The 23,463-nt window shown below is 44.2% G+C and carries 20 protein-coding genes and 8 tRNA genes; 3 read left to right on the top strand and 25 right to left on the bottom strand.

Going from position 1 to position 23,463, the window contains the following annotated elements; translation table 11 throughout:
• The gene (lplA, locus tag IEV16_RS05685; protein WP_188364703.1) at positions 1-981 is read left to right on the top strand and encodes a lipoate--protein ligase; all 981 of its coding nucleotides are present in this window, start codon (positions 1-3) and stop codon (positions 979-981) included.
• A 61-nt stretch (positions 982-1,042) separates the two neighbouring features.
• Here the strand turns inward: lplA and IEV16_RS05680 are convergent, their stop codons facing one another.
• From IEV16_RS05680 to IEV16_RS05575, 22 genes are all read right to left on the bottom strand, one after another.
• On the bottom strand, positions 1,043-2,947 hold the full coding sequence (locus tag IEV16_RS05680) for a SurA N-terminal domain-containing protein (protein ID WP_268234402.1): 1,905 nt from the start codon (positions 2,945-2,947) through the stop codon (positions 1,043-1,045).
• A gap of 61 nt (positions 2,948-3,008) precedes the next feature.
• Positions 3,009-3,085, bottom strand: a tRNA-Asp gene (locus IEV16_RS05675).
• 5 nt (positions 3,086-3,090) lie between these two features.
• Positions 3,091-3,166: transfer RNA gene (locus IEV16_RS05670), tRNA-Val, on the bottom strand.
• 13 nt (positions 3,167-3,179) lie between these two features.
• Complete coding sequence (locus IEV16_RS05665; RefSeq protein ID WP_188364701.1) at positions 3,180-3,452, bottom strand: HU family DNA-binding protein; 273 nt, start codon at positions 3,450-3,452, stop codon at positions 3,180-3,182.
• A 208-nt stretch (positions 3,453-3,660) separates the two neighbouring features.
• On the bottom strand, positions 3,661-6,063 hold the full coding sequence (gene lon, locus IEV16_RS05660; RefSeq protein ID WP_188364700.1) for an endopeptidase La: 2,403 nt from the start codon (positions 6,061-6,063) through the stop codon (positions 3,661-3,663).
• Positions 6,064-6,072: 9 nt separating this feature from the next.
• Positions 6,073-7,329 (bottom strand): ATP-dependent Clp protease ATP-binding subunit ClpX, encoded by a 1,257-nt coding sequence (clpX, locus tag IEV16_RS05655; RefSeq protein WP_188364699.1) that lies wholly within the window; start codon positions 7,327-7,329, stop codon positions 6,073-6,075.
• Between the two features lie 225 nt (positions 7,330-7,554).
• Positions 7,555-8,166 carry an ATP-dependent Clp endopeptidase proteolytic subunit ClpP gene (clpP, locus tag IEV16_RS05650; protein WP_188364698.1) on the bottom strand — a complete coding sequence of 204 codons (612 nt, stop codon included), beginning with the start codon at positions 8,164-8,166 and terminating at the stop codon, positions 7,555-7,557.
• Complete coding sequence (gene tig, locus IEV16_RS05645) at positions 8,163-9,476, bottom strand: trigger factor (protein WP_188364697.1); 1,314 nt, start codon at positions 9,474-9,476, stop codon at positions 8,163-8,165. Before tig ends, clpP begins: the two co-directional genes overlap by 4 nt.
• Positions 9,477-9,501: 25 nt before the next feature.
• Positions 9,502-9,586 (bottom strand) — tRNA-Leu (locus IEV16_RS05640).
• A 65-nt stretch (positions 9,587-9,651) separates the two neighbouring features.
• A tRNA-His gene (locus IEV16_RS05635) sits at positions 9,652-9,727 on the bottom strand.
• 16 nt (positions 9,728-9,743) lie between these two features.
• Positions 9,744-9,820: transfer RNA gene (locus IEV16_RS05630), tRNA-Arg, on the bottom strand.
• 16 nt (positions 9,821-9,836) lie between these two features.
• A tRNA-Pro gene (locus IEV16_RS05625) sits at positions 9,837-9,913 on the bottom strand.
• Between the two features lie 136 nt (positions 9,914-10,049).
• Positions 10,050-10,127, bottom strand: a tRNA-Arg gene (locus tag IEV16_RS05620).
• 280 nt (positions 10,128-10,407) lie between these two features.
• Positions 10,408-10,499, bottom strand: a tRNA-Ser gene (locus IEV16_RS05615).
• 361 nt (positions 10,500-10,860) lie between these two features.
• Positions 10,861-11,091: a carbon storage regulator CsrA gene (gene csrA / locus IEV16_RS05610; protein ID WP_188364696.1), complete on the bottom strand. Its 231-nt coding sequence runs from the start codon at positions 11,089-11,091 to the stop codon at positions 10,861-10,863.
• 146 nt (positions 11,092-11,237) lie between these two features.
• Complete coding sequence (alaS, locus tag IEV16_RS05605) at positions 11,238-13,877, bottom strand: alanine--tRNA ligase (RefSeq protein ID WP_443093948.1); 2,640 nt, start codon at positions 13,875-13,877, stop codon at positions 11,238-11,240.
• 66 nt (positions 13,878-13,943) lie between these two features.
• Positions 13,944-14,711 carry a 3-deoxy-manno-octulosonate cytidylyltransferase gene (gene kdsB / locus IEV16_RS05600; protein ID WP_188364694.1) on the bottom strand — a complete coding sequence of 256 codons (768 nt, stop codon included), beginning with the start codon at positions 14,709-14,711 and terminating at the stop codon, positions 13,944-13,946.
• Positions 14,708-15,691, bottom strand: coding sequence for a tetraacyldisaccharide 4'-kinase (gene lpxK, locus IEV16_RS05595; RefSeq protein ID WP_188364693.1), 984 nt, complete (start codon positions 15,689-15,691; stop codon positions 14,708-14,710). The genes kdsB and lpxK overlap by 4 nt, the downstream gene beginning before the upstream one ends.
• A gap of 5 nt (positions 15,692-15,696) precedes the next feature.
• Positions 15,697-17,424 carry a lipid A export permease/ATP-binding protein MsbA gene (gene msbA / locus IEV16_RS05590; RefSeq protein WP_188364692.1) on the bottom strand — a complete coding sequence of 576 codons (1,728 nt, stop codon included), beginning with the start codon at positions 17,422-17,424 and terminating at the stop codon, positions 15,697-15,699.
• A gap of 2 nt (positions 17,425-17,426) precedes the next feature.
• On the bottom strand, positions 17,427-17,843 hold the full coding sequence (locus IEV16_RS05585; protein ID WP_188364691.1) for an ExbD/TolR family protein: 417 nt from the start codon (positions 17,841-17,843) through the stop codon (positions 17,427-17,429).
• Positions 17,840-18,451, bottom strand: coding sequence for a MotA/TolQ/ExbB proton channel family protein (locus IEV16_RS05580; RefSeq protein WP_188364690.1), 612 nt, complete (start codon positions 18,449-18,451; stop codon positions 17,840-17,842). The genes IEV16_RS05585 and IEV16_RS05580 overlap by 4 nt, the downstream gene beginning before the upstream one ends.
• A gap of 83 nt (positions 18,452-18,534) precedes the next feature.
• The gene (locus IEV16_RS05575) at positions 18,535-20,523 is read right to left on the bottom strand and encodes an SDR family oxidoreductase (RefSeq protein ID WP_188364689.1); all 1,989 of its coding nucleotides are present in this window, start codon (positions 20,521-20,523) and stop codon (positions 18,535-18,537) included.
• An 83-nt stretch (positions 20,524-20,606) separates the two neighbouring features.
• On the opposite strand from IEV16_RS05575, the gene IEV16_RS05570 reads away from it, so the two are divergent.
• Together IEV16_RS05570 and IEV16_RS05565 are read left to right on the top strand one after the other, a co-directional pair.
• Entirely contained in the window at positions 20,607-20,864 is a 258-nt protein-coding gene (locus tag IEV16_RS05570) for an acyl-CoA-binding protein (RefSeq protein WP_188364688.1), read from the top strand.
• A 2-nt stretch (positions 20,865-20,866) separates the two neighbouring features.
• Positions 20,867-21,496 carry a TetR/AcrR family transcriptional regulator gene (locus tag IEV16_RS05565; protein ID WP_188364687.1) on the top strand — a complete coding sequence of 210 codons (630 nt, stop codon included), beginning with the start codon at positions 20,867-20,869 and terminating at the stop codon, positions 21,494-21,496.
• Positions 21,497-21,504: 8 nt separating this feature from the next.
• Here IEV16_RS05565 and IEV16_RS05560 read toward each other — a convergent pair whose 3' ends face one another.
• The 3 genes from IEV16_RS05560 to IEV16_RS05550 are packed head-to-tail and all read right to left on the bottom strand — an operon-like array spanning position 21,505 to position 23,422.
• Positions 21,505-22,050 (bottom strand): hypothetical protein, encoded by a 546-nt coding sequence (locus tag IEV16_RS05560; protein ID WP_188364686.1) that lies wholly within the window; start codon positions 22,048-22,050, stop codon positions 21,505-21,507.
• Positions 22,050-22,529: a DUF4199 domain-containing protein gene (locus IEV16_RS05555; protein WP_188364685.1), complete on the bottom strand. Its 480-nt coding sequence runs from the start codon at positions 22,527-22,529 to the stop codon at positions 22,050-22,052. The genes IEV16_RS05560 and IEV16_RS05555 overlap by 1 nt, the downstream gene beginning before the upstream one ends.
• A 20-nt stretch (positions 22,530-22,549) precedes the next feature.
• The gene (locus tag IEV16_RS05550) at positions 22,550-23,422 is read right to left on the bottom strand and encodes a DUF1684 domain-containing protein (RefSeq protein WP_188364684.1); all 873 of its coding nucleotides are present in this window, start codon (positions 23,420-23,422) and stop codon (positions 22,550-22,552) included.
• Positions 23,423-23,463 lie beyond the last annotated feature (41 nt).

The following is a 23,463-nucleotide window of genomic DNA, read 5'->3' as shown; positions in this document are numbered from 1 at the left end:
ATGCTGTGCATTCATCATCATTCAACCGACCCGTATTTTAATCTGGCGGTGGATGAGTATATCTTTAAACACATTGATGAAGATTGTTTTATGCTGTGGCGTAATGACAATGCCATTATTGTCGGTAAGCATCAGAATACCTTGTCGGAAATTAATGTCGATTATGTGCAAGAAAAAGGTATTAAAGTTGTCAGGCGTATGTCCGGTGGAGGGGCTGTTTATCATGATTTGGGTAATCTGAATTTCACCTTTACCAAAACCAGTGAGCAAGCCGGTCAGGTTGATTTTCATCATTATACCCAGCCGATTATTGATGTACTCAAAGAATTGGGTGTAAATGCGGAATTTCAGGGACGCAATGATTTAGTCATTGACGGGCGAAAATTCTCAGGTAATGCTGAATATATTTTTAAGAATAAAATTTTACATCACGGCACCATTTTGTTTTCCTCCCATATGCCCGATATCAGTGGTGCTTTAAAGGTTAATCCCCTCAAATTTAAAGACAAGGCCGTTAAATCTGTGCCGAAAAGGGTCACCAATGTAATGGATCATTTAAAAGAACCCATAACACTGGAAGAATTTACCCAACGTGTTATGACCCATATTACCAATACCCATGCAAACTGTCGCCCCTACACCCTCAGTGAGACAGACATCAAGGCAATTGAGCAAATTCGAGATGACAAGTACAGTCAATGGGAGTGGAACTTTGGCCATTCACCGGACTACAATTTTCAGCAAGGTGTCCGCAGCCAGGGTGGCACGCTGGAAATGCATTTAGATGTTCACAAAGGGGTGATTGAAAATTGCCGTATTTTTGGTGATTTTTTTACCACCGGAGATATCTCCGATATTGAGCAGGCACTGGTGGGCTTACGCCATGATAAGTCCGTGATCACTGATCGGCTAAAGGCATTTGATATCGACCGATATTTTCATAATATAAGCCGTGAAGATTTATTGGCGGCGATGTTTTAAAAAAACGGATTCCAAACAAAAAAAGGGCCGTTTTGGCCCTTTTTTTGGCGTTACCCGCTAGTTAAAACTGATTCTGCTGATTTAACAAATCTTCATTAATGCTGATATCGGCTGACTGGCGTAAGGCCTGCAACAATAACTGGGTTTCATTGGTTTTGATATTACGTTCCAATTGAGCCGCTTCCTGTTCAACTTGTGTGATGGTCGAATCTTCCGGTGATTTGACCGCCAATAACTGAACCACAGCCACATCATCATTGTTGGCAGGCACCACATGAATGGTATCATCAGTCTTATCCGGTGAGGTTAAGTTAAACACTTCGTTCACCACATTGACCGGATGATTGGAGCCGCTTCTTTTCACATCGCGGGCCGCCACCAGTGTAACATCAAATTCTTCAGTCAACGCATTAAGGTTAACAGCGTCCTGTTTGGCTTTGGTTTTAATTTCGTCGGCCAATTCCTTTGCCTTTTGAGCAGATTTTTCTTTAATTAACGTGTCTTGAATCGTTTCTTTCACCGTATCAAGCGGTTTTAATTCTGCCGGTTTGATTTCATTCATGTGAATAAAAGCGATGTGGGTGTCAGAAAGATTAACCACATCTGAATTTAATAAATCTTCTTTGACCATTGCAGAATAAGCCATTTTCACAAATTCAGGGTTAGCGGCGATGCCCTCGCCTCCCGAACGTGTAAAAAATTCAGTGGTTTTGACCGGCAGATTGGTGGATTCAGCTGCTTGTGACAAGCCACTTTGGGCATCCAAAACCAAACCGGATAATTCGTTGGCTTTATCCAGGAACAATGTTTGCGCTTGTTTGGCTTGTAATTCCCGGACTATATCATCTTTGACCTCTTCAAAGTTCGGAATTCGAGCCGCTTTGATGTTCTCTAAATATATGATATGGTAACCAAACTGGGTTTTCACCGGCTCTGAGATTTGACCTTCTTCCATATTGAATAAGGCTTCATCAAAAGCCTCAACCATATCTCCGGGGCTGACCAAACCCAGGTCACCACCCTGTTCTGCTGAACCTGGATCCTGAGAATATTCTTTGGCCAGTTCAGCAAAAGGTTCACCCTGTGCCAGTTTACCCTGGATTTCTTTTAAGGTGTCTTGCGCTTGCGCATCGTCATTGATCAGTATATGGGCCGCTTTGCGTTGAGCCGGTTTCTCAAAACGTTGTTTGTTTTCTTCGTAGTAACTTAAGGCATCCTGATCAGTCACATCGATTTGTTCAGCCACTTGTTCAGCATCCAGTTCAATGTAATCGACCTTAACCATTTCCTCAGTCATAAACCGATCACTGTTGTCATTATAATATTCACTGATTTCTTCATCACTCACCGTAACATCTTCAGCAAACTGGTTACCGGAAATCAAAAAATAATCAAAATCACGGGTCTGATTTCTCAATACGGCAATGGTTTTCGCTTCCTTGGGTGTCATAAACGCCGTATCATTGAATAACAGATTAACGGCTTGTCCGGCCTCTTCATTAATAATTCTGGCTTGTAAAGACTGGGCCGTCTGATTGGTCTGGGCCAGATAACCGGCATACAGTTCCCGATCAAAACGCCCATCGGCATCTTGAAAAATTTCCACATCCGATAAAATCGCACGTATCTGGTCACCGGTCACGGTATAACCATTGGCCAAAGCAGCTTGACGGTGTAATTCACTGTTAATCATTGATTCCAGGAAGTTGCGCCGCATCATGGGAGAGTCAAAAAAGTCCGGCTGTAACTGATCGCCAAACTGACTCAGCATATTTTGTCGGTAGGTCGCAAATTGATTGCTGTATTCGCTGTAAGTAATCGTTTTACCGTTAACCTTAGCCAACGAATCACTGTTGGATTGTGAGAAATAATCGCCCACACCCCATAATGCAAAAGCCAATATTAGAATACCCATGACGATGGTCATGAATAAGCCTGTTGATTTATCTCTAATCCAAGTTAACATCTGTATTTCAACTCAAAAGATTTAATAAAAAAAAGGGTGTCGATTGACACCCTTCTTTAACTGGCGGAGCGGACGGGACTCGAACCCGCGACCCCCGGCGTGACAGGCCGGTATTCTAACCAACTGAACTACCGCTCCGAATCTGGTGGGTGCTGAGGGGCTTGAACCCCCGACCCTCGCCTTGTAAGGGCGATGCTCTCCCAACTGAGCTAAGCACCCGATTCAGGGGGCGTTAGTTTACTGCATCTTTTAGTGCTTTACCAGCCTTAAATGATGGAATTTTAGCCGCTTTAATTTGAATGGTTTCACCGGTGCGTGGATTACGTCCTTGACGGGCTGCACGTTTTTTGACTGAGAAAGTGCCGAAGCCCACAAAAGTCAGTTTGTCGCCTTTTTTTAAGGCTTTGGTAATGGTGTCGACAACTGCATCAAAGCAATCATTAGCGGTTGCTTGCGAAACATCTGCCTGCTTGGCAACAGCTTTAATAAAATCTTGTTTTTTCATTGTTTATCTCCTTCGAATTACAATTTTTAAATGTTGACTTAACCGCCACGAAACGCGCATTTTATACCATGTGTTGACCATAAAGCCATCACTATTTATTAAAATTAAGTAAAAATGTCGGCTTCGTCATTCAGTTCGGAATAGACGGTTTTAAGACCCTCTTATGAGTGCAACATATCTTATCACACTCAATCTCAATGTTATTCAATTAGTGGTGATTTTCTTCACTCAAATTATGGCTTTTACCGGGCACATGAACCGGCTGATTGTTGTCATCATCGGATTTAATGTGTTTTATTTTATCAGCCAAAGCCAATGTTAACACTTCATCAATCCATTTCACCGGAATGATGTTCAACTGAGAACGTAAAGCTTCTGGCAGTTCGGTCAGATTTTTTTCATTTTCTTTGGGTATGATGACGGTTTTTATACCGCCACGCAAAGCCGCCAATAACTTCTCTTTCAGACCGCCTATGGCCAATACCCGGCCTCGCAAGGTAATTTCTCCAGTCATAGCGACGGTGGCTTTAACCGGATTCTGACTAAGTGCTGACACCAAAGCGGTGCACATACCAATACCGGCACTGGGGCCGTCTTTGGGGGTGGCTCCTTCGGGTACATGGATATGGATGTCATTATTTTTAAATCTGTCAGAAGGTATCCCAAACAACCCGGCGCGTGACTTAACCACCGATAAAGCAGCCTGAATAGACTCTTTCATCACATCACCCAAGTGGCCTGTGTGGGTGAGCTTACCGCGACCGGGATACACCGATGCCTCAATTTGCAATAAATCACCACCAACTTCAGTCCAAGCCAGTCCGGTAACGGTACCCACTTCGTCACTTTTTTCTGCAACACCAAAGTTAAATTTCTGAACACCCAGATAGTCTGACAGGTTCTTAAGAGAAACTTTGATGGTTTTTAATGATTTGTCCGTTAACAGTTGCTTCACCGATTTACGCGCAATTTTAGCAATTTCACGTTCTAAGTTACGCACCCCGGCTTCACGGGTGTAATAGCGCACCATGTTTTTAATCGCCGCTTTTGAAATTTTCACCTCTGACTTTTTGAGACCATGGGCTTGTAACTGCTTGGGAATCAGAAATTTTTCAGCAATCGAAATTTTTTCTTCTTCCATGTAACCGGGAATGCGGATGATTTCCATGCGATCCCGCAATGGAGCAGGTATATTTAATGAGTTGGCAGTGGCAATAAACATCACTTCGGATAAATCAAAATCCACTTCCAAATAATGGTCCGAAAAATGGCTGTTTTGTTCCGGATCCAAAACCTCCAAAAGCGCCGAAGCCGGATCACCGCGAAAATCACGGGACATTTTGTCCAGTTCGTCCAGCACCATCACCGGATTACAACTCCCGGCTTTTGTGATGTTCTGTATCACACGACCCGGCATTGATCCGATATAGGTGCGTCGGTGTCCGCGAATCTCAGATTCATCGGATACACCACCCAAAGAAAAACGGGAAAAGCTGCGGTTGGTGGCTTTCGCTATGGAATGCCCCAAAGATGTTTTTCCCACCCCCGGTGGACCCACTAAACACAGAATGGCGCCCTTCATTTTCGGGGTTCTTTGTTGTACCGCCAAATATTCAAGAATACGGTCTTTGATTTCATCCAGTCCGTAATGATTTTCATCCAGCACCTTTTGGGCGTAATCTAAATCCATTTTCAGATCATTGCGCAATTCCCAGGGCAAAGCCAACAGGGTTTCTAAATAATTCCTCACCACTGTGGCTTCCGCCGACATGGCCGGCATCAGTTGTAATTTCTTAAACTCGGAATCCACCTTTTTGCGCGCCTGCTCTGAAAGTTGCGTGTTTTTGATTTTCTCTTCCAAATCAGCATATTCCGCATGCGACTCGCCAATATCCGTCAATTCCTTTTTAATGGCTTTGATCTGCTCGTTGAGGTAATACTCGCGCTGATTCTTTTCAATTTGGCCTTTTACCCGACCGCGAATTTTCTTTTCCATGTCAAGCAAATCAAGTTCGGCCTCGATAATCGACAGCAAACTGGTGACCAGGTCTTCCTGTTGATTAATTTCAAGTAATTTTTGTTTCTGCTGATGCTCAATCATTAAATGTGCTGCGATGGTATCGGCCAATACAGATAAATCTTCAATGCCCATGACATTACGAAGCACTTCTGATGAAATCTTTTTGTGCTTGCTCTGGTACGCTTTAAACCGTTCTTTTAAGGTTTTGAGATAAACCTTTTCTTCATCCGCGGTTAAATCTGTTTGGTGACCTATTGGGTTAAAACAGGCTTTAAAAAAACCGTCATCTTTTAAGGAAGTCAGCGCGACTTTGCTTTGACCTTCAATCAGAACCTTGTAGGTGTCATCCTGCAATTTAACCATTTGCAAAATGGCCGATACGGTACCCACGTCATAAATATCCTGAACCGTCGGATCATCCACTTCAGAGTCTTTTTGCGCCACCAAAATAACCGGTTGGTTATGGTTCATGGCATTTTTTAAGGCATCAATGGATTTATTTCGCCCCACAAACAAGGGCACCACCATACCGGGAAAAACCACCACATCTCGCAGCGGTAAAACAGAATATTGTGTGTTTAACTCAGACATAGTCAGTATTTATTCATTCATCTCATTGGCAATCGCACCGTAAACAAGATAAGGGTCTTTCCCTTCCTCGATAACGGCCCGGTCTATCACCACCTTGTCAACATTATCTAAATCAGGTAGTTCGTACATAATATTTAACAAAGCCGCTTCCATTATGGTTCTTAATCCGCGCGCACCTGTTTTTCGTTTCATGGCCAGTTTGGCAATCGCGTTTAGGGCATCTTCTCGAATTTCCAACTCAACGTTGTCCATATCAAACAAACGCATAAACTGTTTGGACAAAGCGTTTTTAGGCTCTTTTAATATACGTATAAGGGCTTTTTCATCCAACAGTTCCAGGGTCGCCAACACCGGTAAACGTCCGACAAACTCTGGAATCAGACCAAATTTAACCAGATCGTCGGCTTCCATATCTTTAAACATGGCCAATTCTTTTTCACGATCCTTGGCAGATGAGACTTGCGCCGAAAAACCAATGCCGGTTTTCACCGAACGTTCCTGAATGATTTTTTCGAGTCCTGAAAAAGCACCACCACATATAAACAATATATTACGGGTATTAACTTGCAAAAACTCCTGCTGGGGATGTTTGCGGCCGCCTTGTGGCGGAATTGAAGCCACAGTGCCTTCAATTAATTTCAGCAAGGCCTGCTGAACACCCTCCCCGGAAACGTCCCGGGTAATCGAAGGGTTTTCTGATTTCCTCGATACTTTATCAATTTCATCAATATAAATAATACCGGACTCCGCTTTCTCGACATCGTAATCACAATTTTGCAATAGTTTTTGGATGATGTTTTCCACGTCTTCACCCACATAACCGGCTTCGGTCAGGGTGGTGGCATCGGCAATGGTAAATGGTACATTTAAAATTCTGGCCAGCGTTTCAGCCAACAGCGTTTTACCCGACCCGGTGGGACCCACCAATAAAATATTTGATTTGGACAATTCAACGTCATCATCCTCGATTGCAGATCGAATACGTTTGTAGTGATTGTAAACGGCCACTGCCAACACTTTTTTGGCCGCTTCCTGACCAATGACATATTCATCCAGCAATTCATGGATGCGTTTGGGAGTCGGCAAATCATCGTGACCATCACCGAGAATATCTTCCATTTCATCGCGAATGATTTCATTACATAAATCAACGCACTCATCACAAATAAAGACACTGGGACCGGCAATTAGCTTGGTAACTTCCTGCTGACTTTTACCACAAAAACTGCAGTGTTTAATTTCATCTAACTTTTGATTTTCACTCATGGGTTTTAATTTTTTATCTCATCACTGGTATCTTACAAAAAATGCGCTAAGCTGCCTACTTTTAATACCAGTAAAGCTTGAAGCTTTTTTTGTTTCAAAATCTGGAAACTATATAAGGTTAACATCAGTGCTTTCAAGGTGAGGAACGGAATGACTGACGCAGTATTCAGAGATGATTCATTGAAATGAGCAGGCCGGCATATAAACCAGCCTGCTACAGAGGGATTATTGACGGTGACTGACCACCTGGTCAATTAAGCCGTAATCTTTGGCTTGTTCCGCATCAAGAAAATTATCCCGATCGGTGTCTTTTTCGATTTTTTCGATACTTTGGCCAGAATGTTTGGCCATAATTTCATTCATTTTAGCCTTTATTTTAAGCACTTCTTTGGCGTGGATATCAATATCAGAGGCCTGACCCTGAAAACCGCCCAGTGGCTGGTGAATCATCACCCGCGAGTTGGGTAAGGCAAAGCGTTTACCGGCGGTACCGGCATTCAACAAAAAAGCCCCCATACTGGCCGCCTGACCGATACACATGGTGCTCACATCCGGCTTAATAAACTGCATGGTGTCATAAATAGACATGCCTGAGGTAATCACACCACCCGGGCTGTTGATATATAAATTAATGTCTTTATCAGGGTTTTCAGCCTCTAAAAACAACAATTGAGCCACCACCAGATTGGCCATATGGTCTTCAATCTGACCCACCAAAAAAATGATGCGTTCTTTCAACAAGCGAGAATAGATGTCATAAGAACGCTCACCGCGGGCGGTTCGTTCAATGACCATTGGCACCAGTTGCATGGCTTCTTCTATACGTTGATTGTTCATGTGTTATCTTTAGGTTTCATAATGTCATCAAAGCTTTGTTTATTTTCTTTGACCTTGACTTCTGATTCAATCCATTCCATCACCTGAGCTTCAATCACATTTTGCTCCACACTGGCCATCAGATCTTGATTTTGGTAATACATTTGAATGACTTCTTGGGGTTGTTCAAAAGTTTGGGCAATTTCGTTAATTTGTTCACGGACTTTGGTGAAGTCGGTTTTAATATCCTGCTTTTTGGCAATATCCTGAATAATTAAACTGTTTAATATACGCTCTTTGGCCGCTTTCTCATATTCAGTAGGGTCTTGTGAGGGCGCATTCTCTTGACCCATTTGTTTTGCCCGTTGTTGTGCCTGTTTCGCCATGTATTCACTCTCGCGACGTACCATGGATTCAGGTAACGGCATATCTGAACAATGTGAACGCAAAGCCTTTAGTGCGTTACGTTTGAATCGATTATCGACCGTTTGTTTTAATTCTCGTTTTAAATTATTTTCAATGTCCTTTTTTAATTGCGCCACATCACCACTTTCAATGCCAAAGGATTTGACAAATTCCTCGTCAACTTGTGGTAATTTGGCTTTCTTGACTTCTTTGATTGTAAACTCAAATTTAACTTTTTGACCGGCCAATTCATCGACATTGAATGATTCATCGAAAGATAATTCCAAAGCATCTTCTTCTTCGGCTTTCATACCGATCAGGGCTTTTTTCAGGTCATCCGGAATTCGGCTCTCTCCGAGCAAAATACCCATATGTTCGGTGTCTTTTTTCGGATAAGTAAAATCTTTGTTACTGGCCTTGTAATTTAAAGTAACCAAATCACCATTGGCAATTTTTCCTTTACTGTCTTTCCATTCCTGCTTTTGTTTTTGCAGGTTGGTGATCATACCATCAATATCTTTATCAGTAATGTCAGCCTGTTCTTTTTCAACTTCAATTTCAGTGAAATTAATTTCAGGCACTTGCGGCATCAGTTCAACTTTGGCTTCAAAAACAAAGCCGCCGTCGTCTGCATCATCCGTTTTAGTCACTTCAGGCGCAGCTGCCAATTCAAATTCATTATCGTTAATAGCCTTTTCAATGGAATCTTGCATCAATTCACCCAACACTTCCTGGCGTGCGTGTTGCCCGAAGCGTTGTATCAGTATTTTTTTAGGAACACGCCCTTGACGAAATCCTTTTAACCGAACTTCTTTACCCAATTCAGTAATTTTTTCATCCACTTTGGGTTGAATATCTTCAGCCGCCAGTTGAATATTGACCGTACGTTCCAAACCTTCTGCTTGATCGATTGAGATTTGCATCATTACTCCAGAGTTTATCAATAAATTTTGGTGCGAAAGGAGAGACTCGAACTCTCACATCATAAGATACTGGTACCTAAAACCAGCGCGTCTACCAATTCCGCCACTTTCGCAAATTAACGTTGAGAAACCAAGCCGATTAACGGCCTAGGTCTCGAAATAGGATGAAAGGAATGAATGGGGTGGCCGATGGGGCTCGAACCCACGACAACCAGAATCACAATCTGGCGCTCTACCAACTGAACTACGGCCACCATACAAATGCCTGCCTGGCGCGCCCGGCAGGACTCGAACCTGCAACCCTCGGCTTAGAAGGCCGATGCTCTATCCGGTTGAGCTACGGGCGCATTCGGTTCCATAAAGTGGTCGGGGTAGAGAGATTCGAACTCCCGACCCACTGCTCCCAAAGCAGTTGCGCTACCAGGCTGCGCTATACCCCGACAGGTCTTATTTCACTCAATTCATCAAGCTGGCGAATTTTAATACGTGTACCCAGCAAGTTCAATCATAAAATAAGTTTTATCGCCTTAATTTCAAGGCCAATCATTTTTACGTCCCAGCAAAATGATAAAAAAATGGCGCGCCCGGAAGGATTCGAACCTCCGACCGCCTGGTTCGTAGCCAGGTACTCTAATCCAACTGAGCTACGGGCGCGCATTAGGGATGCGAATTATGTTTGTTTTCGACCATGAAGTCAACAGGAAAAACATATATCGCATATTTATTTCATAACAAACCAATCAAATTATTATTATCTAAATGACTGTTATAAAAATGGCGGAGAGTGAGGGATGACTCAAAACATCCTGTTTTGACTGCTTAGCAGCGCCTTCGGCGGTGAAAATACGCTCCAGGCGTATTTTTCGAACCCTCGGGCTATCATAATTCACTATCCAGTATTTTATAAGTACCCGCTTTGCGGATCCTTATAAAATGGCGGAGAGTGAGGGATTCGAACCCTCGATGGGCTATAAAACCCATACTCCCTTAGCAGGGGAGCGCCTTCAGCCGCTCGGCCAACTCTCCGTTTTCTCTATGACCCACCTATCTTCCGGTGGGATGGTAAATTCTTTCTGCGCTCCCCAATGGAAGCGCCTTATTCCGGGCATCCTGCCCTACACCCTTCGGGTCCGCTTCGCGGGGCTAAAATGATCCAGTCATTTTAGTCAGCCGCTCGGCCAACTCTCCGGTTATTTTTTAATGGCTTTAATTAAGCCATTGTGTTTATTTAATTGACTTATCTTTCAGTGTTTTGCTTTCGCAAAACCTGACAATACTTGACGGAGCATCATCCCCAAAGCACCCTAAATGTCTAATGAGACTAACTAAATAAGACAAGGCGGTTATTGTAGTCAAAAATAAGCTGATTGCAACCGCAAAATAAACTTTACTGGTTACCTATATTATCGTCATCGATGGCTGTGACTTCTTCAGAAGAGCTGTTTTGGTTCAGCTGTTCATTTTTAATCCTTTCATAAATCTCTTCACGGTGTACGGCAATCTCTTTTGGGGCATTAATACCAATGCGCACCTGATTACCTTTGATGCCCAATACTGTGACTGTGACATCATCCCCTATCATTAATGTTTCACCAACTCGTCTGGTTAAAATTAACATTTATTTCTCCGTTTTCGTGTTATTAAAGTACCCTCGGGAAGTACCTGTCCAAAAATTATTATTTTGAGACGCAGGTCTCTTTTTTTTATGTACTGATTAGACAATATTTAAAGACCAATTTGAAGCCCTTATTTGATTTTTTTTAGTTAAGTCATTTTATAATGCTTTCCACCAAATTGTTGGCTAACAACTTTTTCAATGGCTGTTTTAAAGGTGTTTAAATCAGTCTGACCACCACCCTGCGCAAAATCCGGTCGACCGCCACCACGACCACCAATCTCACTGAGGATGGTTTTTACTAAATCCCCGGCACGGTATTCTTTGATCAGATCTTTGGTGACACCCACCATCAACTGAACTTTTTCATCTTCATATAAACCAAAAATCACCACCCCGCGTGTGTATTTACTTTTGAACCCATCTATGCCGTCTCGCAGGACTGCAGCATCTGCTGACTCAAAAACATGACTTAAAAGGTTAATATCACCCATTGTTTGGGTGTTATTGAAAACGTCACTGACAATGTCACCGGTTTGCTGTTGCTGTATTTGTTGAATGGTGTGTTGTAAATCTTTGTTGTGATGAACCAGTTTTTTGACCTGATCAACGATATTTTCAGGCTTTGATTTGATCAGTCGAGACACCGCTTGAATCGTTTGTTGCTGCTGCTCAATCCATTTCAATGCCGCTTCACCCGTGATCGCCTCGATGCGGCGAATCCCGGATGCCACAGCGCCCTCTGAAATAATTTTAAATAAGCCGATGTCACCGGTGGCTTGAACATGGGTACCGCCACACAATTCAACCGAGTAACCGCCAAAATCCATGACCCGCACATGATCGCCATATTTCTCACCAAACAAAGCCACCGCACCATATTCAATCGCCTCATCATAGGCCATGTGCTGTTCCTGAGCCGGCAAATTATCACGAATGGCCCGGTTGACCAGTCGTTCAATGGTGCGTAATTGTTTTGGATTCAGCGCCAGATCATGGGAAAAGTCAAAGCGCAGTTTTTCGGCGTTAACCAGAGAACCTTTTTGTTGCACATGTTCTCCCAGTTCTGCACGCAATACTTTGTGCAACAAATGGGTGGCCGAGTGGTTTAATATCACCTTTTGTCGGTGCGCTTTATCCACCTGTGCTTCTACAATGAGCCCCTGCTTCAATCCACCGGCGGTGATCTCTATCGCATGAATGTGGTACTGACCTGCGGCTTTTTGGGTATCATGCACCCGGGCTTTGCCGGTGTCAGTCACGAGCCACCCTGTGTCGCCCACCTGACCACCGGATTCCGCATAAAACGGTGTGCGGTTAAGCACCACCCAACCCTGCTCTCCGGCAGATAAAAAATCACATTGCTGACCCGCTTGATTGGTCATCAACATGATTTCACCACTGTCTTCAAACCGGTCATAACCGCTGAAGCGGGTCGGTGTTAAGGTTTGGATCAAATCAGCGGGAATCTGATGTTGTTGATTAAATTGTTTGTTTGATCTGGAACGTTGTTTTTGTGCTTCCATACAACGGTTAAAGCCCACCACATCGACACTGCGGTTGTGTTCTCGGGCCAAATCTTCGGTTAAGTCCAAAGGAAAACCAAAAGTGTCGTATAGTTTAAAGGCCAAATCACCCGAAACCACCTCTCCAGGCGCCAAACCGGCGGTGACTTTGTTGAATTCTTGCATACCGGTGTCCAAAGTTTCGGCAAATTGCAGTTCTTCCTTTTTTAAACGCTTTTCAATCAGGCTGCGATTTTCAATAAGTTCAGGATAGTCCTCACCCATCTGCTGAATCAATGGCTCGACCATTTGATAGAAAAACAAATTTTCCGCACCCAATTTATGACCATGACGAGCGGCCCGTCGAATAATGCGTCGCAACACATAACCACGACCTTCATTAGACGGCAACACACCATCGGCTATCAAAAAAGCACAGGTTCTGATATGATCAGCGATCACTTTTAATGACGGCTGACTTAAGTCATCACATCCGGTTAATTGTGCCGCTGCTTTAATCAATCCCTGGAACAGGTCAATTTCATAGTTGCTGTGTTTACCTTGCAAAATGGCGGCAATACGTTCTAAACCCATGCCGGTATCAACGCTGGGCTTGGGTAATGGTACCAATTCACCATCGGCTTGTCTGTCAAACTGCATAAACACCAGATTCCAGATTTCAATAAACCGATCACCGTCTTCATCGGCTGAACCCGGAGGCCCGCCCGGTACTTTAGGGCCATGATCATAAAATATTTCAGAACAAGGACCACAAGGACCGGTATCGCCCATTTGCCAGAAATTGTCTTTGGCACCGATGCGTAAAATGCGTTCCATGGGCAGGCCAATCACCTCATGCCAGATTTGTTCGGCTTCATCATCCTCTTCAAAGACCGTAACCAGTAATTTATCTTCCGGCAAGTTCAGTTCATTGGTTAAAAAATCCCAACTTAATTCAATGGCTTTGGTTTTAAAATAATCACCAAAACTAAAATTACCCAGCATTTCAAAAAACGTGTGGTGTCGGGCGGTATATCCCACCTGATCCAAATCATTGTGTTTGCCACCGGCCCGAACACAACGCTGGGAACTGACCGCACGCTGATAATCTCTTTTTTCAGCACCCAGGAAAACATCTTTAAACTGCACCATCCCGGCATTGACAAACAACAAGGTGGGGTCATTGGCCGGTACCAGGGAACTGCTTTTTACAATTTGGTGGCCATGTTGTTTAAAATAACTCAGAAACAAAGACCTGATTTGACGGGTTGATAACATATCCATGATGATTAAGAATTAGGCGGAAATTGTAGATTCTTACACAAAATTATACAAGTGAACTGAGTCTTATCAAGGTTTATTACGCTGTTCAAACCGCATAACATCCTCAGCTGTATCGATACCGTGCGGCATATCGGTGACCGCCCGCGCCACCACAATCTGTTCGCCGGATGCCAGTGCCCTGAGTTGCTCCAGAGATTCACATTGCTCCAGTTCAGCGGCCGGCAGGTCACTGAATCGATGCAAAAATGAAACCTTATACACATAAAGACCTATGTGTCTTTTATAAATTTCCTGATTGGGCATGCGTTTCGCCTGGTGATTAAAATGGGCTTGTGACCAAGGTATGGGGGCACGGCTGAAATACAAGGCCCGGTTTTTATCATTCAAAACCACTTTCACCACATTGGGGTCAAAAACATCATCCAATTCAGTGATTGGCTGGTACAAAGTACCCATAACAGCCTCCGGATTTTTTTCAACCAGTTGCAAAACCTGCTCTACATTTTGTCGGGGTATATCCGGTTCATCGCCCTGAAAATTAAGTACCCAGGTATCATTATCCCATTGTTTAATGTCCGCACATTCGGCAATTCGATCGGTACCGGTGGCGTGACCCGGGTTCGTCATGACTGCATCATAGCCCTGCTCACGCACACAAGTGGCAATGCGCATGTCATCGGTGGCCACCGTCACTTCACGTGCCCCCAGCCGGTGCGCCGATTCAACTGCCCTCAAAATAAGTTCTTTACCATTTAACTTTATCAGCGGCTTACCAGGCAATCGGCTCGACTGATAACGGGCCGGAATACATATCACAAAATCAAAATCACTCATGTCATCACCTGTTCAATCAATTGATTCAAGGCCAAATCAGTTTCACGAGAAGGGATAATGCGGGTTTTGACCACCCAAATGCACGGATTTTGTATAGCCCCGCATTTAACTGCATCTTTTTCAGTGATCAGGGTAATGTGTTCATCACTGAAATCATCAACCTGAAACACATGATGATCGGGTTTAGGTTGTTTTAAGACCGCCAATCCATTGTCTGCCAGTAAACTGAAAAAACTGTCAGGGCTGGAAATGCCGGCCATGGCGATGATTTTCTGACTGCGAAAATCGGCCACTGAACGTATATTTTTGGGGTGGTTAAGCTGATAAATATGCTCAATTTCATGTTGATAATTCAATCCTTCATTAACCGGCCCTTTGTAAACAACCAAATCCACATCCTGCAAACGTTGGATCGGTTCCCGCAATGGGCCCGCCGGTAACAAAAGGCTGTTTCCGATTTGTCGCCGGCTGTCCAACATCACAATTTCAGCATCTCGTCCCATGGCATAATGCTGCAGTCCGTCATCAGACACGACCACATCCACGTTGTGTTGTGTAATTAGCATCTTAACCGCTTGTGCGCGTTTTTTGGCCACCATCACCGGTACGTGTAAAGTTTTCGCCATCAGCAGCGGTTCATCGCCGCTTGCGGCCGGATCGGCACCGGGTGTGACCAACATCGGCTCCACCTTTCTTTGACCGCCATAACCGCGTGACACCACCCCCACACGATGGCCTTTTGATTTTAATTGTTGCGCCAGATAAATCACCATCGGGGTTTTACCGCCACCGCCGACCGTGATGTTGCCGACCACAATCACCGGCTTTTTAAACCGATGGGTTTTGAGCAGTTTAATGCGGTAAAAAAAACGCCGGCTGTGATAGATGACCGCAAATAAATTCGCCAATATCCGATAAAACAAACCCACCGGCTGATTGCCGTACCAGCGTTGGTTCCATTTTTGGTCGCGTTCAGTCATCAGATTCACCGGCTTAATTGCTGACTGTCAAGCAGTTGCCGGTAAGGGCCCGCTTCTGCACTTAATTGCCGGTGGCTGCCCTGCTGCACGATGCGTCCCTGCTCCAGAACCACCACCCGGTCAACGTGTTCAATCGTAGATAAGCGGTGGGCAATAATTAAAGTGGTTTTATTCTTCATCACGGTTTTTAGCGCTTGTTGGATGGCTTGCTCAGACTCGGTGTCTAAGGCGGAAGTGGCCTCATCTAAAATAAGCAAAGGTGCGTTTTTTAACAATGCCCGGGCAATGGCAATGCGCTGTCGCTGACCACCGGATAAACCGGTGCCATTTTCTCCAAGCAATGTATCAAAACCCTGTGACAACTGTTCAATAAAGCCTGTTGCCTGAGCCTGCAGAGCCGCTTTATGAATCGCATTATCAGAACAGCTGCGCAAAGCACCGTAGGCAATGTTATTTTTGACGGTGTCATTAAACAACACAATTTCCTGCGACACCACGGCGATATGACGGCGCAAACTCTCTAATGAGTAGCTTTTAACAGGTCGCTTATTGACCAATAATTCACCTTCATTGATGTCATAAAAGCGCGGCACCAAATTAACCAGGGTACTTTTCCCACCACCAGAAGTGCCCACAAATGCCACTTTCTCACCTGCTTTTATGTGTAAATCAATGTCATGAAGTGCCGGTGTGTCGTCATGATAAGCAAAACCCACATGCTTAAATTGTATATCAATGTACTCGCTGTCCAATTCAACCTCACCCTCATCTTGTTCAGGCTCAGCCGAGATGACCTGCTGCACGCTGTCAGCAGCGGCCATGGTGGTCTGAACAGTGGCAAAAATGGTGGATAAATTTTTCACCGTAGGTAATAAAGCCAACATGGCGGTCATAAAAGCCATAAAATCAGCCGCCGGCATACCGTTTTTTGCCGCCAAATACATGATCACGGCCAAAGCAAAGGCCACCAGCATTAAGGTGATGGTGGACAACACTTCTTTGGTGGCGGCAATTTTGACCTGTAACTGGCGATTGGCTTTCAGGTTACCCTGAAATTTCTGTTGTTCTTGTTGATTTCCCTGAAAAAGTTTCACGATTTTATGGCCGCGAATCACTTCTTCTGCGGTATTGGTAATATCAGACACGGAATCCTGAATACCATGACCAATGCGCCTGAAACGTTTGTTGATTTGATGCACCACCCCGCCAATAACCGGAAACACCACAAAAGCCACCAGTGCCAGCTGCCAGGAAAAATAAAACATCACCATCAGGTAAAACACAATGGATAAAAACTCTCGTATCAACAACACAAAGTTTTTTGAAACCCCATTGGCCATTTGTTCAATGTCATAAATCAGCCGCGACAACAAACCACCACTGCTGTGTTGATCATAAAAACGTTGTGGCAATTGCAAATAACGATTAAAAACCTGCCACCGAAGGTCATTAATGATTTGACGCCCGACCCAGGTAAAACCATAAGCCGCCATATAATTACCAACACTGCGGATGAAAAAAATACCCACCACTAAAAAAGGAATGAGACGCACCCACTGCGGGTCTTGCTGATTAAAGCCATGTTCCAGAATAGGCGACAGCAACCACACAAAAAAAGCTTTCATGGCGGCATCGATTACCGCTCCAAACAAGGCCAAAAAGAACACCATGCGGTAGGGCTTTATATAACGCAATAACGACCCGTAGGTCACCGAAGAACCGGCTTCAATCATAATCAGGGCCGGGTTTCGGTGGTGGCGATAGAGACACCTTCAATGCCCAACTGCCCCACCACATCAAGGGCCGTAACCACAAATTTATGCGGTGCATTGGCATCGGCTTTAATCAACACCCGTGCGGTCTCGTCTTGTTCAATCACAGCACTGAGCTGTTGCCGTAAACCGTTGGCATTTTGCTCGGATAATTGCTTGTCATTCAGGTAAAACACACCCTTGGCATTAATGGTGACGGTTACATTCTGGGGCGCTGTCCGACGATCTGTCTGGGTTGCTTCAGGCAATTCTATTTTGAGTTTAGATTGCTTTTCAAAAGTGGTGCTGACCATAAAAAAAATCAACAACAAAAAAACCACATCAATTAATGAAGTGAGGTTTAAACGCGATGGGTTGTTGTCTTCGGTGGAAAATTTCATGGCTTGTCAGCCGGGGCCAAATTATCAATCAGTTGCATCACCTGTTGTTCCATGACAATGGTCTGATCAGCAATTCGGTTTTTAAAATAACGGTAAAACAAGACCGCCGGAATCGCCACAATCAATCCGGCTGCGGTGGTGGTCAAGGCTTGAGAAATACCGCCGGCCAACTGGTTGGCATCACCCACCCCAAATTCCATAATATTGGCAAACACTTTCATCATTCCAATAACGGTACCCAAAAGTCCCAGCAAAGGCGCCACTTCAGCAATCGCCTGCAACCAGTTGAGTGGTTTTTCTAATTGATGGGACACATGCCGCCCGGCATCCTCGACCGATTCAATAATTTCTGTCCGTTGTCGGTGGCGTTGTTTTAAAGCCGTGGCCATTAAATAACCCAACGGTGAGTTTTCCGCCAATTTGTCGATGTGGTTTTCATCGAGCTGTTTTTTGCGGCTCCATTTCAACACATCGGGGGCTAATTTTTTTGGAATGATTTCTTGATTCCGCAGGCTCCAGAAACGTTCAGCCACAATCATCATCGCCAACGCCATCAGTAACAACAAGAAAATCATCACCACGCCGCCGCTACTTACAATTTCAAACACGCCATCTCACTCCCGAATTTAATTTTGTCCACATTGTACTGATTTGAACTTAATATTGTGTAAAAAATCCACACTCATTAAATTTACCAGTGCACGCCGCGCATCAAACTGGCAAAAGCCATTTGTTCGGGTGACGGTTCCCGGGTGCCGCTGCTTTGTTCACCCTTGGCAGCCGCAGAATCCGGAAACATATTAAATGCTGTATTCATCACCACTTCCATGGATTTAGGCGCCAGGGCATGCATAACCTGAGCAAACACCCCTAAGCGGGTGGCTATGCGTTGCGGACGACGGATGATGGCGTCTTTAATAAATTCCGCCGCCTCTTCTGGGGAAATGGTCGGTACCGAATTATAGATTTTTGTGGGTGCTATCATCGGCGTGCGTACCAGCGGCATATTAATGGTGGTAAAAGCCACATTCACATCGTTATATTCAGCCGCGGCACATCGCGCAAAAGCATCTAAAGCCGCCTTTGAGGCGACATAAGCGGAAAAACGCGGGGCATTGGTGAGAACACCAATGGAAGAAATGTTAATAACATGGCCAAGACAACGCTCAGCCATACCTGGCAAGAACCCCATGATTAGTCGCAAAGAACCGAAATAATTCAAATCCATGGTGCGTTCAAAATCATGGAAACGATCATAAGATAAAGCAATTGAACGGCGTATGGAACGACCGGCGTTATTAATCAGAATATCGACGCCACCCAAATCCTCAATCACATCCGCCACCAACTGGTTGGCGGCTTTTTCGTTGGCGATATCGGCACTGTAACGATGCACGGCACGGGCACCGAGTTGTTTTAAATCTTGGGCGGTTTCGTCAAGTGCGGCTTGTTTTCTGGCCACAATAATCAATTCAGCGCCGGCTTCGGCCAGCATCTGCGCCGTGGCCAGACCAATCCCCGAGGTGGCACCGGTGATCATCACCCGCTTCTCTTTCACCCGACCACTCAAAGACCGATCAATAAATAAATCAGGATCCAAATGGCGTTCCCAGTAATCCCACAAGGTCCAGGCGTAGTTTTTGAGTTTGGGTAACTTGATGGCCGAACCTTTAAGCGCTTTTTGGGTTTCCCGGTCATCGAACCGGGTTGGATAATTGACAAAATTCAGCACCCCGGGCGGGATGCCCAGATCATTCATGATTTGTTGGCGAATCCGTTTCACCGGTGACAGCATCATCAGACCCTGTTTCACCGCGCCCGGAATAAAGTTAAACACCCGCGCATCAATGCGCATATTCATCTGCGGCGCATGGGCGGCATCGGCAAAAATATTGAGCACATGGCCGATGCGTTTGGGTTTGGGGTCAGTGATGTGGAAACAACCGCCATCGAGTCCTTTTTTATGCGCAATGTGATCAATCACATCCACCACATAATCCACCGGAACCATATTTAGACGACCGCCTTCGATGCCCATCATCGGCATCCATTGCGGAAACGCTTTACGCAACTTCTGAATCAGTTTAAAGAAATAGTATGGTCCGTCAATTTTATCAATTTCACCGGTTTTAGAATGTCCCAATACCATCGCCGGACGATAAATCCGATAGGGCACCTGGCAGTGGTTACGCACCGCTTTTTCGGCATCATGTTTGGTTCGAAAATAAGGGTGTTCAAGCCCTTCAGCTTCCTCAAACATGTCTTCGCGAAACACACCGGGATACAAACCGGCCACAGCAATCGATGAAATGTGATGAAAACACCCGGCTTTGATGGTTTCTGCCAGATTCATGGCATGCCGGGTACCATCCACATTGGTGTTTAACTGGGCTTCAAGGTCAGCGGCCATGTCGTACACCGCAGCCAGATGAAAGAAATGTTTCACCTTTGCATTTAATTCTTGTTGTTGTTTTTTGGACAACCCCAGATTGTCTTTAGTTAAATCACCAATCACCAGCTCAATACGCTTGAGCGGCGCGTCCATGTCTTTGAGCTGCTGTTTTAGTTTATTAACAGAACCTTTTCTGACCAGCAGATAAATATCGCCTTTGCGGGCAAACAGTTTAGGTAATAAAAAGCGTCCGATAAAGCCCGAACCACCGGTAACAAAATATGACATGCCATGTTCTCCCGTATTTGTCGTTGACCGATGCGTTAAAATCGTGTCAAATAAAGATTATTCAATAAACGGATTATCATACCATGAGTGAATTAGATGATGCATTTGCCAATGCCCAAAATGATGTAAAAAAACTGCCCCACAAACCCGATGATGCAACCTTGCTGAAATTATATGCGTATTACAAACAAGGTTCGGTGGGTGATGTGCACGGGGACAAGCCGGGTTTCTTTGATTTTGTAGGCGCCGCCAAATACGAAGCCTGGGAAAAAACCAAAGGCATGTCACAGGATGAAGCCAAACAACATTACATTGATTTAGTGAACAAACTCACCGCCTGATAATGGACACCAAAGAACGTATTCTGCTGACCGCCTTAAGATTATTTAATGAAGAAGGTGAACCGAATGTCACCACCAACCACATTGCTGATGAAATGGACATCAGTCCGGGTAATTTGTATTACCATTACAAAAGCAAGAATGACATCATCTGGCAGCTGTTTCTGCGTTATGAAACTAAAATCAAAGAAGTACTGACCATACCGGATATTGAAAACACCACAATGAAAGACATGTGGCTATACTTAAATCTGGTGTTTGACGTGATTGTGGAATACCGCTTCTTATACCGAAATTTAATTCAGTTAATGCATCGCATTGAGTTTCTGAAACGACATTTTCGGCGTATCTTGGCTTTAAAATCGCAAACCGCACTGAATATTCTGCAACAATTACACAGCTTAAAAATCCTTAAAACCGATGCCGCTACCTGCGCCAATCTGGCAGACCAGATAGCCTTAACAGCCACTTTCTGGCTGAATTATTCAGTGGCCATTTTTGATGATGATTTTGATGAACAGAAAAAACTTTCACACGGTATTTTTCACATTCTGCAAATGATCAGTCCGTTTTTAGAGGAGGACCAAAAACAATTAATTCATCAACTCTCTCACGAATTCCTGGATACTTAAACAGTCAGTCAAGGGGTCATAAAGGTTTTTTCATCGACCGCACTGACTAAATCTGCTTTGGTGGTATTCAGCTGATACCCCACAACGATGTTATCAGTGGCAAAACCAGGTGCCAATCCATTATTTTTTACATCACTTAACACTTGCTCGGTTACAGGTTTTTCTTCAATAATGGCTCGCAGATATATTTGACGCCCTAAAAATTCTTTTTTAATGATGGGCATAGCGGCATGATTAAAAGCAAAAAATGCCACATCTTCACCCTGAATAACCGCCCAGGTTTGTCTGTCATTAATGTTCACAACCTGTCCGGTTAAATGCACATAAATATCCTGGTTTGTTTCAGGGTTTAATTCAGAAACAGGCAACATTTTTGAGCTAAAAAACTCACCGGTTTTTTGCTCCCTTAATGAAGGTTTTTTGTTTTGCTTAATACCCACAAACGGTTTTTGTTCAGCAGTCTTATTTTTGTCATCTGTTGATGCGGTTTCTTTGTCGTCACAGCCGGCTAATAAAAAAAAACCGACAAGCAAAGCGGTAAACGAGGACTTCATTAATTTGATCTCCGAGTAAAAACAGCCACCACCAGGGTGGTCACAAACCCCATAACAGCGGCCATAATAACCGATAACTGAATGTAATGAGGTAAAGAAAAATAGGCCTGTGCCTGTTCTGGCGTCATCTGCTCTAAACTGACCGCATGCTGTGATACATTATGAAAATAATCAGGTGTAATCCAGGTATGGGTAATGAACTGTGCCAAAGGCACCAACACAACAATAAACAAGGTCAGCCACAACCCCGCTTGAACGCCTTGCCAGTAGGTCATGGTACCCTGGTAGAACGCGCGACGTTTGTTTAACAGAGCCAGCACATAAATAGCGGTGGCTATAATGGCAAAAAAGTTAGTGTAAACGGCGTGTTTCTCAATGTATTGATCGTGCAAACCCACTAATCGTTCTAACCACATCCAAAGTAAGGTCGCCACAAAAAAGATGATGGCCCATTTAATTTCAATTTTGACTGAGTTCACTGTTCTCCCCTCATGTTTTATTAATAAGGACTGTCACCGTATTTTTTTTCACCGGCTTCAATCGTGATATTCAGGCGGTTTTGTAATGGCGGCAAGGTGCATGTCGAATAAGCGGTAAAAGCACATGGCGGATTATACGCTTTGTTAAAATCCAGCAACACTTTTCCCTGCGCATTGACCAACCCCTCAGAATAGAGAAACCGACCGGGACCATAAGTGGTCCGACCATTGGTCTTATCGCCGAAAACAATATAATAACTGTCACCACCATCAAAAGCATCCAAGCTGAATTTTTGATTCTTTAAGGTAAACTCTAGCCGCCCTGGGGACGGTTCATCATACAGCTGCCCCAGCACATTCACGGTTTGAATAATTTTAACCGGATTGTAGGGCACAAAATCCGCCCATACCCGATAAGATTCCTGTTCAGGAAAATAGTCTAAACCTTTGAAGTTAAGACGTGTTACTGCCTGAGCGTCTTTGATTCTAAGTGCTTTTTTATGGCGTTTAATCACATAAAATTCATAACTGTCCACATGAAAAACAGTGGTCTCAGGTTCTTCAATATCTGCATAAACTCCAATGGTCTGTGTCACCGGCTGTCCATTGGCATGAATAGTCACACCTTGTGTCGGGGTAAAAGTCACCGATTGATCGGGTTTCAGGCTGAAATAACCCAGGTACTTTGGCCCATGACTTAACCGGATATCATTATCGCCTGCTGAACCGATGGTGTTTTTACCCGGATATAGCCATTCCATACCCACCAGCGATAACCAGCCATGCGGTTTTTGCAAACCACTTAAACGACTTTCTTTCCAGGCTTGATAATCATCACCGGCATGACTGTGCAGTAAAAACAGCATCAGTGTTAAAGTAATCAGGACTCTCATGGGACATTTATAAATTAAGCATGGTTATCATACTGAAAAAA

This window comes from Marinicella pacifica, from assembly GCF_014636635.1.
GTDB lineage: Bacteria > Pseudomonadota > Gammaproteobacteria > Xanthomonadales > Marinicellaceae > Marinicella > Marinicella pacifica.
Note: the sequence above shows the minus strand (reverse complement) of the source record. Positions and strands in the feature narration are given on the sequence as shown.